This window comes from Bacillus sp. AFS053548, from assembly GCF_002575105.1.
Taxonomy (GTDB): domain Bacteria; phylum Bacillota; class Bacilli; order Bacillales; family Bacillaceae_G; genus Gottfriedia.
Genome location: NZ_NUHI01000006.1, coordinates 1 through 12,126, shown reverse-complemented (window position 1 = coordinate 12,126; position 12,126 = coordinate 1). Strand labels below are relative to the sequence as shown.

Annotated in this window: 14 protein-coding genes; 6 read left to right on the top strand and 8 right to left on the bottom strand. The window is 31.9% G+C overall.

Annotation, left to right across the window (positions count from 1 at the left end):
* Window positions 1-5: 5 nt before the first annotated feature.
* Entirely contained in the window at window positions 6-986 is a 981-nt protein-coding gene (locus CN946_RS03800) for an MBL fold metallo-hydrolase (protein WP_098859968.1), read from the bottom strand.
* A 325-nt stretch (window positions 987-1,311) separates the two neighbouring features.
* Here CN946_RS03800 and proC point away from each other — a divergent pair, with 325 nt between their 5' ends.
* Window positions 1,312-2,151: a pyrroline-5-carboxylate reductase gene (gene proC, locus CN946_RS03795; RefSeq protein ID WP_098859967.1), complete on the top strand. Its 840-nt coding sequence runs from the start codon at window positions 1,312-1,314 to the stop codon at window positions 2,149-2,151.
* A gap of 78 nt (window positions 2,152-2,229) precedes the next feature.
* Complete coding sequence (locus CN946_RS03790; protein WP_098859966.1) at window positions 2,230-2,481, top strand: hypothetical protein; 252 nt, start codon at window positions 2,230-2,232, stop codon at window positions 2,479-2,481.
* A gap of 120 nt (window positions 2,482-2,601) precedes the next feature.
* Here CN946_RS03790 and cbpA read toward each other — a convergent pair whose 3' ends face one another.
* The 5 genes from cbpA to rnz all read right to left on the bottom strand — a co-directional run bounded on the left by cbpA (window position 2,602) and on the right by rnz (window position 7,006).
* A complete protein-coding gene (gene cbpA / locus CN946_RS03785) occupies window positions 2,602-3,249 on the bottom strand; it encodes a cyclic di-AMP binding protein CbpA (RefSeq protein ID WP_098859965.1) in 648 nt (215 codons plus the stop codon).
* A gap of 820 nt (window positions 3,250-4,069) precedes the next feature.
* Complete coding sequence (locus CN946_RS03780) at window positions 4,070-4,711, bottom strand: PspA/IM30 family protein (RefSeq protein ID WP_069033441.1); 642 nt, start codon at window positions 4,709-4,711, stop codon at window positions 4,070-4,072.
* A 15-nt stretch (window positions 4,712-4,726) separates the two neighbouring features.
* Window positions 4,727-5,056 (bottom strand): lmo0954 family membrane protein, encoded by a 330-nt coding sequence (locus CN946_RS03775; RefSeq protein WP_098859964.1) that lies wholly within the window; start codon window positions 5,054-5,056, stop codon window positions 4,727-4,729.
* Between the two features lie 159 nt (window positions 5,057-5,215).
* On the bottom strand, window positions 5,216-5,962 hold the full coding sequence (locus CN946_RS03770) for a polysaccharide deacetylase family protein (RefSeq protein ID WP_286133806.1): 747 nt from the start codon (window positions 5,960-5,962) through the stop codon (window positions 5,216-5,218).
* 117 nt (window positions 5,963-6,079) lie between these two features.
* Window positions 6,080-7,006 carry a ribonuclease Z gene (gene rnz / locus CN946_RS03765; RefSeq protein ID WP_098859963.1) on the bottom strand — a complete coding sequence of 309 codons (927 nt, stop codon included), beginning with the start codon at window positions 7,004-7,006 and terminating at the stop codon, window positions 6,080-6,082.
* A 147-nt stretch (window positions 7,007-7,153) separates the two neighbouring features.
* On the opposite strand from rnz, the gene CN946_RS03760 reads away from it, so the two are divergent.
* From CN946_RS03760 to CN946_RS03750, 3 genes are all read left to right on the top strand, one after another.
* Window positions 7,154-8,269 (top strand): BMP family lipoprotein, encoded by a 1,116-nt coding sequence (locus tag CN946_RS03760; RefSeq protein WP_098859962.1) that lies wholly within the window; start codon window positions 7,154-7,156, stop codon window positions 8,267-8,269.
* A 72-nt stretch (window positions 8,270-8,341) separates the two neighbouring features.
* Entirely contained in the window at window positions 8,342-8,725 is a 384-nt protein-coding gene (locus tag CN946_RS03755; RefSeq protein ID WP_098859961.1) for a hypothetical protein, read from the top strand.
* A gap of 136 nt (window positions 8,726-8,861) precedes the next feature.
* Window positions 8,862-9,473, top strand: a complete 612-nt coding sequence (locus CN946_RS03750; protein WP_098859960.1) for a DsbA family oxidoreductase — start codon at window positions 8,862-8,864, stop codon at window positions 9,471-9,473.
* A 162-nt stretch (window positions 9,474-9,635) separates the two neighbouring features.
* Here CN946_RS03750 and CN946_RS23110 read toward each other — a convergent pair whose 3' ends face one another.
* Complete coding sequence (locus CN946_RS23110; RefSeq protein WP_176547193.1) at window positions 9,636-9,800, bottom strand: hypothetical protein; 165 nt, start codon at window positions 9,798-9,800, stop codon at window positions 9,636-9,638.
* Window positions 9,801-10,026: 226 nt separating this feature from the next.
* Here CN946_RS23110 and CN946_RS03745 point away from each other — a divergent pair, with 226 nt between their 5' ends.
* The gene (locus CN946_RS03745) at window positions 10,027-10,968 is read left to right on the top strand and encodes a Gfo/Idh/MocA family protein (protein ID WP_098859959.1); all 942 of its coding nucleotides are present in this window, start codon (window positions 10,027-10,029) and stop codon (window positions 10,966-10,968) included.
* Between the two features lie 59 nt (window positions 10,969-11,027).
* Here CN946_RS03745 and CN946_RS03740 read toward each other — a convergent pair whose 3' ends face one another.
* Entirely contained in the window at window positions 11,028-11,891 is an 864-nt protein-coding gene (locus tag CN946_RS03740) for an AraC family transcriptional regulator (protein ID WP_098859958.1), read from the bottom strand.
* Between the last annotated feature and the right edge of the window lie 235 nt (window positions 11,892-12,126).

Sequence of the window (12,126 nt, the reverse complement as noted above, 5' to 3'; positions counted from 1 at the left end):
CTCTATTATTGACTGACTGAATGCTCATTCGTTTTATACTCAAGTATACCATCATTTCGTTCATTTAAACTAATAAAACCTAAGTTTTCCAGGTAGTCTAATTGACCAATTGTTTCAGACAAAGTAAGTGAAAGTTGTTTTTGATAAACCTTTGGAAATAACATTTGGCAAACTTCATATGCAGTTAACGGTTGTTTTTTAATCATTTCATATACTTTTTCAGCTCTAGCTTTTTGCTTTTCTAATCTACTTTTTACTAAACCTTTAATATCTGTAACTGGTTCACCATGTCCAGTATATAATTTTGTAATCGGAAGTTCCGCTATTCTTTGTAAAGAGTGATTGTATTGTAATAATGGTTTTACACGTTCGGTTTCACCATTTAATGGAGGCTCAATAATTGGGTTTGACGAAACCTTATCTAATAATAAATCTCCTCCGAATGCAATGCCATCATCCTCACTAATTAAAGAAATATGAGAAGTTGCATGACCAGGTGTGTACAATACTTTCAATCCAAAAATACTATCAATTCGATCGCCTTCATCTATCGTATTAGTTAAAGAACGAATACTAGTATATGGCATTTTCTCTGTTGTCCGTGGCATTCTTTGTACATATTCTTGTGGTACACCGTATAATAGTGCATTTTCAATAAAGTACTCATTATAGTAATTTAGGAATGATTGTTCCTGAGTTAAATACGGAATATTTCGTTCATGGCCTAAAATCTTCACATCTTCATTGAACTCTTCTAATAATCCTGCATGGTCTGGATGATGATGAGTTAAAATGACTTGTTCAATATCTTCTAATTTATATCCTATTTTATCTAATTCACTTTTAAGTGCATCCAATGTATCCGCTGTATTCGTTCCTGTATCAATTAAAGTCAATAAATCTCCTTCAACTAAAAAAACATTTACTGTATTCATTGCATAAGGTACCGGGAGTGTAATTTGGTGAATCTTATCTTCAGGGATCATGTAAATTCCTCCTTATCTGAATCTTCTTACAGTTAATTCTAATATACATTTTAAAAAATACAAACAAAGATGATTAGAATTTTACATTAATATAAAGATAGAATCTAGAGTGTACAGAAAACACGGGGATCAAAAAAAGGTATTAATCGTTCCAAAACTAAAAAAAATTTCCCAATTACTTCTTTTCTGCTTAAAATTTTTCCTTCAACTAAAAATTATTTAAAAATATTTTTGAAAAATTATATAAAAGTAATATGTCAACAAGGAATATAGCATTAATTTCTCTAATATAAATATCTATTACAATAGAGGTGAGGTGAATGTAATGTTTCTAGGAAAAGTTGCGTTTATTGGTGCAGGTAGTATCGCAGAAGCATTAATTGCAGGATTAATTGATAGCGGGTATATTGAGAGTGATCAAATTGCAATCACAAATAGGGAGGATTTAGAGCGTTTAGATAGTTTACATACAAAATATGGTGTATTAGCTACTACTAACCGTCAGCTAGCAATCTCTGGTTCAAGTGTAGTTTTTTTAGCGATGAAACCTAAAGATATTACAATCGCTCTTGATCAAATTAAAAGTTTTTTCAATGAAAAACAATTAATTATTTCCTTAGTAGCAGGTGTTACAATCAGTACAATTAAACAGTTACTAGGAAATGAAAATCTGAATATTGTTCGTGCAATGCCAACTACTTCTTCACTCGTTAGAAAATCTGCTACAGCACTAGCTTATCCAGATGAAGTTCCTTTTGAAAAAGTGCAAACAGCAAAAAGGTTATTTGAGCGTGTCGGAATTGTCGCTAAAGTTGAAGAAGACGAATTACATGCAATGACTGGATTATTTGGTAGTGGTCCAGCCTATATATATTATGTTATCGAACAATTTGAACGAGCTGCAATGGCATTAGGGATCCATCGTGATATTGCCAAGCCATTTATTCAGCAAACTTTAATGGGTTCAATTTCAATGCTTCAAGAAACGAATAAATCTCCATTGACATTGAGGAAGAAAGTTACAAGCCCAAATGGCACTACTCAAGCTGGAATATCTGTTCTTGAAGACCGTGAAGTTGCTAATTCATTTTTAAATTGCTTTATTGAAGCAACTGTTCGATCACGTGAGATCCAAGAGGAATATGAAAAAATTAATAAAATTTAATCAGCTTGTCATGACTCTCTTCTTTAGGTAATAAAATGATACAGGTAACTGCGTTGTCCTAAGGGGGAGAGTTTTCTGATGAAAATAACAAACAGTAGAGTATTACGAGCAAGTATTAAGCGTATTCTCATCACAATTGCTTTAATCGTTACACTAGTTTTAATTGTTGGCTTTCTAACAATCAGTTATGTTGTTGGCAATTCAATGGTAGAAGCAAAGGGAAAACCACTTAACTACCCTCAAAAAGTATCAACTCTCCTACTATTAAAATTCGATTCATTAAAGAAAAATATAGAATCAAATCATGAAGTACATAAAAAGCTAAATTAAGGGTTTAACTAAGTTCAAGCCGATCAAACTGGCATCAAAATTTAAAAATTAAATTTAAAAAAAGCTTACTAAATAAAAGAGCAAGGGACTGTATAATGCTCCCCTTGCTCTTCTTTTTAATTATTTTTGAGCAGCATGACTTGTTGAAACTTCTTCATGCATAATATGAAACTCTTTTTTAATAATATCTTTTTTCAACTTAATATAATCGTCTTCACTAATAGTTGGTGGTAGCGTTATTAAAATTCTTCGATAAACAGAATCACTATCTAGTGTAATACAGCTCTTCAAATTAGAATATTTATTTACAAGCTTAGCTAATCTTGCTAACGCTCCTTCATGTTCCATCGTACTAACAGTTAATGAATAACCGCCGTCCTTCAGTCCCCATGCTTCTTCTAATAATTCAAAAACTGTTTTATGCGTTAAAATTCCTACAAATTCATTTAGATCATTTACTACTGCTAAATATGGAAAACGTTTAATCGTAAAGAATACTTTAAAAAATGGTGAATCCTCCTGAATTGGTGGACATTCTTTGCGCACAAAATCATTTACTGTCTTGCCTTGCAAAGAATCGTTATCTACTAAATACTCAGCTAAATCAACACGATAAAGATTTCCAACATACTCTCTATCATTTTCACTTAAAACTGGAATACATCGATATTTTGTTTTCTTTAAAAGATCCCATGCAAACTGTGCCTCAGTTGAAACCATACAATGAACTACATCATGTTTTTTTACGATATTACCTTTAATTCTCAATAATAACCCTACTTTCAAAATTTATTTTACTAATCATTCTTAATTTTTCTCTTTTAAAAAACACATATTCAAAAAATAAAAACTACATCAAGTCGTATGATTTGATTAAAAGCACTGTTAACATAAATAGATTCGTTTCAAGTCCCTCTTCCCAAAGATTGTAACTCTAAAAACCTCCTTATACGCTCCTCAATATAGGATCTTTTGATGTTTAATTATGTGGGAACCTTACGGATCTTACTTTAATAAATAACAATGTCTTTTAAAACGATCTCGAAGCCTTTCATAACTTAATTCGCCCTTTCTCAAGATGTACCTTTTTTGTTTCATAAACTAATTCAAAATTTTCAAATAATTTTACAATACTATTTAAAGTCAACATCATATCTATATTTTTAAAAGAGAAATTTATTCCAAGATAATCAAAAAAAAGACAAAAAATTGGCTTCAGGAGGAACTTAAAATGCTTTTTCTTGTCATTTTTAACTGGTTCATGAGGTACTTTAATTGCCTTTTCTTTTCGTTTACTTCCTCATAACGGGTTCATGTGGTACTTATATTACCTTTTCTTCTAATTTACTTCCTCATAACAGGTTCATGAGGTACTTTGAATTGCCTTTTCTTTTCATTTACTTCCTCATAACAGGTCATGAGGTACTTTAATTGCTTTTTCTTGAGAATTACTTACCCATAACCCCCTGTAGTGGAGATCCACCTCCCTCATCTTCTTCTCCAGTGAAAAAATTGAAATTAGTTAAATTGTTCCTTTTTAAATCCACAAAAAAAGAAGAGATTAGTGATCTCTTCTTCTTGAAAACGATTATGCTTCTTGCTTTACTTTATTTGTCAGTTCTTTTTTTAATAGGTCAATTTTGTAATCAAATGATTGAAGATCAAATTCTGAACGAACTCTTAGCTCTAAATCACGAATTTGTTTTTCAAAGTAGTTGAAGTCAATTGATGGCATTTTACTATTAAGTAAATGGTGAGTTTCATTTATTTTTTTTGTAGCGTGAGCCATGTTTTGACGAGACATTAAGTCATATTTTTTCGTATGAAGCTCTTTTAACTTTTTTTCAATTTGATTAACTTGCTCATGCATAAAGCTAATTTCTTCTTCTGTTTTAGCGATTAAGGTAACAAACTTTTCAGCTTGTTCTTTATAAAAAGCAAGATCTTCAGTTGCACGTTTGATTAGCTCTTCGGCACCAGCTTCATTTGCAACCTTTAATTGTTCTTCACGTTTTTGCACCATTTGAAGTGCTCCCTCACGTTCGACCTGGAATTTCGTACGTAATGAATAATGTCTTTCAAGTAATCCCCTTACTTTTCCTAATTCACTTTCAGATTGTTTAATGAAGTAGTTTAATTGTGAGATAGGATTTTGTTGTTCTTTCTCATCTAATAAGCCATGTAAATCCGCTGAGATTTGATTTTTAATACGAGTAAATAAGTTTTTCATAGTCATACACTCCTCTTATTTTATAGGGTTGAAATTTTCATCATAAATATTAAATTCATCATCTTTAAGTTTTTTTTGATTTTGATAATCTTTATATAGGTAATAAAGCAAAATTGCAGCCGCTGCACCTATTAAAGAAGGAAGACCACTTATTGCAATCGATAAACCGATTAATCCAATAATTGTCCAGATGATTTTCATTAAAATCGAATCTGTTTTCATAAACTTTTTAAAACTGAAATATGTGATTACCAACCCAAGTGCTAAAGTAATCAAGCCACCTAAATTCGCTAAAGCAACTCCAATTAATATTAGTACGAGGATAAAAGTTAAGAACTTCTTCATGACCTCGTCGCCTCCTTTCAACTTATACTCTTATCTTATACAAGTTTTTATTTCGGAATAATGGCCTGAGGAATGGTTTTATATCAGACTTAAGAAGTAGAAGAGCAAGAAAAAACAAAAAACCAGATCAATTTGGATAATCCATTGATCTGGTTTTGACTAAAAATTAGGAAGTTTAACTCCTGCTTTTAATTGTAACAATTGTGATACCGTTACAAACTGATAGCCTTGCTTTTGAAGAGCCGGTAAGATTTGTTTCAGTGCTTCGATAGTTTGACTACGGTCCCCTCCGTGATCATGAAAAAGAACAATATCTCCTTTTCTAGTATCTTTTAATACATTTGATACGATTTTATATACTCCAGGATTTTGCCAATCAAATGTATCCTGATGCCAAGACCACATAACAGTTAAATAGCCAAGATCATGCACGGTATTGATCGAACGCTCACTATAGTAACCAAATGGTGGTCTAAATAATACTGGTTCGACATGAGTTGCAGCTATAATTGCATCATGAGTTTTATGTAATTGGTCTCTTATTTGTTCATCAGTTAAATACTGAAGTCTAGCATGCGTATATGTATGATTTGCAACTTCATGACCTTCTTCTATTTCCCTCATTACAACTTCAGGAAATTTCGCAACTCTCTCACCGACTAAAAAAAATGTTGCTTTAGCATTATACTTCTTTAACAAATCTAAAACTTCTGGGGTATATTCATCATTCGGCCCATCATCAAATGTAATTGCTATTACTTTCTCTTTTACAGGTACCTCCCAAATAGCAGTACCTTGCTTTTCGTAGTAATATCGATTTTTACTTTCAGCTGATGCATTAATAGAACTGTAAAAAATAAATTGGAAACTAAAAATAAATAAAAGGATAACTTTTAACTGTTTCAAAGCCATGACCTTCCTTTTACACAGAATACTTATATCATGTCTCTAAACTATTCTTTTATGTACACTTCTCAACTTTTTAAAAGCACTCATCTTAACTGAAAATTTCATTCGTAAAAATCAATCGTTTCTTGTGATTTCATATTCATCGAAATCATTCGCTATATATGTATGATCAAAGATTTCAAATGCTTCATCTAATAATTTTTTTGAAGCTTCCCCTTGATATCTTGCACTTATATGCGTTAAATAGAGTGTTTTAATTCCCTCATCTTTAGCAACAGTTGCAATTTGAGTACTTGTAGTATGGAAATAATCATATGCATGAACAGTTTCATCGTCTGCAAAGGTTGATTCATGAACTAATACATCCATACCTCTTGCAAGCAAATTACTTTTATCAGTTATACGAGTATCCCCTGCTATTGCAATGCGTCGACCTTTTTTTGAAGGTCCAATAAAATCCTTACCATTTAAAATTCTTCCATCCTCTAAAGTTACTGTTTTCCCTTCTTTTAGGAATTTATAAACTGGCCCTGGTTTCACACCAATTTTCTTCAGTTCCTCTACGTTTAATTCTCCAGGTAAATCCTTTTCAATAATTTGATAACCAAATGATTGAATTCCATGTTCAAGTTCTACTGCTTGAACAATAAATTGATCATCTTCAAAAACGATACCTTCAGAAGTTTCAACATAATGAATCGGATATTTCAAATAAGTACCACTAATTTTAAAGCTAGTCTCTACATAATCCTTTAACCCTTTAGGTCCATAAATTGTTAATAAATCTTCTCCACCTAAAAATGTTCTACTACTTAATAATCCAGGCAATCCAAAGATATGATCACCATGGCAATGAGTAATAAAAATTTTCTCGATTCGTCGTGGTCGAATTGACGTATGTAATATTTGGTGCTGTGTTGCTTCACCACAATCGAAAAGCCAAGTCGCTCCTCTTTCCTCTAAAAGCTGTAATGCAATACTTGTTACATTCCTACCTTTTGATGGCATTCCTGCTCCCGTTCCTAAAAATACAAGCTTCACGTTAATGCCTCCATCTTAATCATTTCTAATTGTTACAGTACCACTTGTATATTAAATTGCCAACACTTTAAAGAATGATTTATGAATTGATTGGGAAATTTACACAATAGAGCTTAGTTTTTTAAATATAATATATGGAGGAAAACAATGCGAAGACGTTTTTTCCAAATCGCCACAATCTCACTAATTGCTAGCCTTACTTTAACTAGCTGTGCTAATCGAAATAATAATATAAGTGCATCAGAGAAAGAAAAAGAAAATGATTTTAAAATTGGAATTGTTATGGGTAAAACTGAAATTCATGATAAAGGATTTAACCAAGCAGTTTGGGATGGAATTAAAGAAACTGGAAAGAAACATGGTTGGAAGGAAAATAAAAATTATGTAAAAACTGATGCCCCAACAGACAAAGCTGCAAAAAAAGAAATAATGAAGTATGCAAAGAAAAAATATGATTTAACATTTGGAATAGGTTATTCATTTCAAAAAGCCATTTCTGAAGTTGCGAGTAAAGAAAAAAAATCTGACTTTGTCATAATTGATGGGATTGTTGAAAAACCAAATGTCGTAAGTGTCACCTATCGTGAAGAGCAATCAGCATTCCTCGCTGGTATTGCAGCAGCGATGAACACTAAAACGCATAAGATTGGATTTATCGGTGGTACAAAAGATCCATTTATAAAAAGGTTTGAATACGGATTTAAGGCAGGTGTTATGTCCGTCGATCCAAAAATAAAAGTATTGACCGAATTTGCAAATTCATTTGATAAACCTGCAGAGGGAAGTAAATTAGCAAAAACCTTATATAATGATAAAGGTGTAGATATAATTTTCCAAGTAGCAGGAAAAACAGGATTAGGTGTATTTACTGAAGCTAAAAAATTAAAGAAAAATGGTAAAAAGGTTTGGGTAATTGGTGTTGACCGGGATCAATATAAACAAGGATTACCGGAAAATGTCACCCTAACATCAGCAATCAAACGAATTGATAAAGGCGTAGATGAAGTAATCACAAAGAAATTAAAAGGGAACTTTCAAGGTGGACGCATTTTGAGATGGGGCATAAAAGAAAATGGCGTTGATCTTGCAAAAACAGATAAGAATTTAAATAAAGACACTAAAGAACAAGTTGATTTATATAAAGCAAATATAAGAACAGGACATATCGAAGTACCAGAAACAAAAAAGGATTTTGATAACTTCTCTCCTACAAAGCCTGAAAAAACAGAAATTAAAAAGAAAAAAGTAAAAATTGGTAAATAAAAAAATCTTGTCCAATTATATGAATATTCTGCATATAGTATAGTACCAACAAAAAAAGTTAGGTGTGATACTATGTCAATTCGAGATTTCATATTACTCTTCTATTGTTTTATTATCTTTTTATCTGTACCAATTGGATATAGATATGCTTCAAAGAAAACAAAAGAAACTGGACAATTTTTACCTTTTTTAGTAGTATCGCTTGCCATTGTTTTAGCAGACGGAATCCTTTCTATTTTAGTTTGGTCACTATTTACATCACAAATGGATACATTCATGTATATAGGTGGATTACTTACTGGAATGATTTTCACATCAATCTGTGGCCTATTACTACTATCTGTTTTACTTTTAAGAAGAAAATATTTTTTAAACGCATTTGTTGATCTGAACACTGCTAGAATCGGAACGAATCCACCACCTGATGATCAATCAACCAATGATTTAAAGAAATAGAGCTCTCATGCTCTATTTCTTTTTTACTTGTAGAACAGTTATTTCCATAAAAAAGTTTCGTATTTCGAAGCTAATAAATTGAGATTTAGCTCTAGTTTTGTTTATACTTTCTTTAATTGATTTAGGAGGTTTCATAATGAAAGTTACAATTTATTCGGACTATGTATGTCCGTTTTGCTATTTAGGAAAAAAACCACTTGAGGACGCTATTAAAGAAGTTAGCGATGTAGAGCTTGAATGGAAACCATTCCAATTAAGACCTGAGGGAGCTGAACCTTTAAGTCCAAATAGTTCTTATATTCAACAAGGATGGAAATTCGGAGTTCAACCACTTGCACAAAAACTTGGTGTTGAGATGATTTTACCAACTATGGATCCCCATCCTTCAACTAAAAAAGCTCACAGAGGGTTTTTATTCGCAGAAGAAAATGGAAAAGGTGCTGAATATGCTCAAGCAGTTTTAGCAGATTTTTGGACAGAAGGCAAAGAAATTGGTGATGTAAACGTACTGGCAGAAATCGCTGAAAAACTTGGTTTAGACAGTTCTCAATTCATAGAAGCTGTTTCAAATACAAAGTATGACTCATCGATCCAAAACCCTAATTTTATTAATGCAGTACCAACATTTATAATTGGTGATCAAGTTTTACAAGGTGTTCAAAGTAAAGAAGCATTTATTCAAGCTCTAAACAACCAAAAACTTGTTGAGCAGTCTTCATTAAGCTGCGATATTGATGGAAACTGTTAATAGTCTTTAATCAAAAAGGATGTCCATTAAGTTTATTTAATTAATAACTTATGGGACATCTTTTTTAATTTTTATAAATCAACTGGGATAAATATTTTCATTATTTTGTTGATCGTTCTTTAGTTCATTCTTAATTAAGAACAAGTAAACACAAATAACAAATCATTTCCCAACTACATTAACTTGACTCCAATCGATTACATACGGATTACCAGTTAAATTTTTTCTAACTTCAGTAACAATACTCATTTGCTTTTTTACAACTTCTGATTTAATTAATTTTTCTCCGTCCCCACTACCATCATAATACAAAGGCTTCTTCTCCAAGATATCACCTCCATTACTTATCAATGAATTATATTCTCTTTCTGTGTCTAAAACCCCTTTTTGAATTTGTTAATTCACAAAACTTTTTACTCAAAAATTATTTTCCTGTGAGCAATTGGTAGCACCTCAATTAACTTATGCTAAGAACATGATACCTATTTCTTTAATTTTTTAATTTTTCTTACTATAATTACAATATAAATCTATTTCGAAAGGTGTTTTTCTCATGATAAAAGTTGGTATTATTGGACTTGGCGCAATTGGCCAAAGATTAATTCCTTTATTTTCAAACCACCAAGAAACAAAAATAGTAGCAATATGTGACACATTAGAAGAAAGAGTTCAAGAAACAAGTAGCCAATTAGAATCAGTTTTAACTTTTACTAATCATCTTGAGATGCTTGAAAATGCTGAACTTGATCTCGTTTATGTTACTGTACCTCCAAAATATCACTATTCGGTAGTATCTGATGTAATCGTAAAAGGAATTAATGTACTTTGTGAAAAGCCATTGGCAAATTCAACAGAGGAAGCTCTAGGACTTTATACTCAAGCAAAAGAAAAAGGTATTTTTCATGCTATGAACTTCCCATTAAACTACAATGTTGGTAGTAAGTCTTTTGCTAGCCTTATTAAATCCGGATATGTTGGCGACTTAAGAAGAATCGAATTAAAGATGCGTTTTCCAAATTGGCCGAGACTATGGCAACAAAATGAATGGGTTGCTACAAAAGAACAAGGAGGTTATGTATTAGAGGTTGGTGTACATTATATTCAACAAATTCAAAAGATTTTTGGTAATATGAAAACAGGTACGAAACATATGCAATATCCCGCTGACCCTCTTGCTTCCGAAAATGGAATTATCGCCTTTTTAGAATTAGAAGATGGCACTCCTGTATTAATAGATGGCTTAAGCCAAATTGCAGGTGAAGAAGAAATTAAATTTACAGCATACGGTTCGGAAGGAACTCTTTCTTTAATAAATTGGGCTAATTTAGAAGGAGGAAAGATCGGCGAGCCAATTCAACAAATTGAAGCCGATCAAACTTTAGCTGATTCATTAATTAATCATTTAGTAAAGGCTTTAAAAGGTGAAGAAGCTACAATCATAGATTTCTCTGAAGGCTACAAAGCACAAGTAGTTTTAGAAGCATTAAGAGGATAAATTTATACATAAAGATAAAAGGTGCTCTCTTAATTGAGAAGCACCTTTAAAAATTGGTTTTATTTTACCGGAATCCAAATTTCAGTATAATAATCTTCACTAAATGGATTTCCTTCTGGATAAAGTTCAAATTCTGGGATTCCTGCATGTGAATAGCCGCTTGAAGGAAACCATTCCGAAAAAATCTTCTTCCATGCCGATTGCATTGCGTGTGGCATTGCTCCGTGAACACCAAATACAGCCCATTTTGATGCAGGAATTTCATGATGATAAAATCCTTCTTGTACATCTCCTTCGTATTCGGTTGCAACCCAATATTCTAGTAGATTTTTTGATTTTTGCTCCTCGCTCATCATACACACACCTAAAACACCTTTAATGTCACCATTGTTAATTTCGTACAAACGATCACTCGTACCATTTTCATTAACCTCATCCCACATTTTAGGAATCAGTTGTTGTTGTTGATCATTCAAATAAGAAAACTCTTTTTTCACTCCAACTACTTGAAAAGCACTTTTTTCAACAATATTAAATTGCATTGGTTCTGCTCCCTTCAAACTCACCTGAATAACGAGGCGGTTATATGATTTTAGATTTCCAATAAACTTTCTTGCTTCACTTGGGGTTACACCATGCTGTCTTCTAAACGCTTTTGCAAAAGCCTCAGGAGAGTCATACCTATATTTCAAGGCAATGTCAATTATTTTATGATCAGTAGTTGTTAATTCATTGGCCGCTAGTGTCAATCTTCTTCGTCTTATATATTCAGCTATATTAATATCAGTTAAAATTGAAAATGTTCGCTGAAAATGAAAAACAGATGAATTAGCTTGTTTAGAAATTTCTTCAATCGTTAACTCGTTTAATAAATTGTCTTCAATATAATCAATTGCCTTTTGTAAAGATTCAACCCAAGCCATATGACTCCTCCCTTATTTACATCCTAACAAGTTAAAATTATTGCGTCCTGTCTTTTTATGCTCTTTTGTGACAGATAATAGTTAATTAGCCGTTGCCAAAAACTTATAAAAATCAATAAAAAACTATTATTTTTATAGATTTCGTTTATTTCCCTTTTCTACGTGTCCGATTTTGCCTAGTTAGGCTACTTTCGTTTGGTATAACACTCCAAGAGCGTAAATTCGGATACAACGA

Bases quoted from the DNA above. Each gene is read 5' to 3' on its own strand.
- CN946_RS03800 (WP_098859968.1), bottom strand. From the start codon at position 986: ATGATCCCTGAAGATAAGATTCACCAAATTACACTCCCGGTACCTTAT.
- proC (WP_098859967.1), top strand. From the start codon at position 1,312: ATGTTTCTAGGAAAAGTTGCGTTTATTGGTGCAGGTAGTATCGCAGAA.
- CN946_RS03790 (WP_098859966.1), top strand. From the start codon at position 2,230: ATGAAAATAACAAACAGTAGAGTATTACGAGCAAGTATTAAGCGTATT.
- CN946_RS03780 (WP_069033441.1), bottom strand. From the start codon at position 4,711: ATGAAAAACTTATTTACTCGTATTAAAAATCAAATCTCAGCGGATTTA.
- CN946_RS03775 (WP_098859964.1), bottom strand. From the start codon at position 5,056: ATGAAGAAGTTCTTAACTTTTATCCTCGTACTAATATTAATTGGAGTT.
- CN946_RS03760 (WP_098859962.1), top strand. From the start codon at position 7,154: ATGCGAAGACGTTTTTTCCAAATCGCCACAATCTCACTAATTGCTAGC.
- CN946_RS03755 (WP_098859961.1), top strand. From the start codon at position 8,342: ATGTCAATTCGAGATTTCATATTACTCTTCTATTGTTTTATTATCTTT.
- CN946_RS03750 (WP_098859960.1), top strand. From the start codon at position 8,862: ATGAAAGTTACAATTTATTCGGACTATGTATGTCCGTTTTGCTATTTA.
- CN946_RS03745 (WP_098859959.1), top strand. From the start codon at position 10,027: ATGATAAAAGTTGGTATTATTGGACTTGGCGCAATTGGCCAAAGATTA.
- CN946_RS03740 (WP_098859958.1), bottom strand. From the start codon at position 11,891: ATGGCTTGGGTTGAATCTTTACAAAAGGCAATTGATTATATTGAAGAC.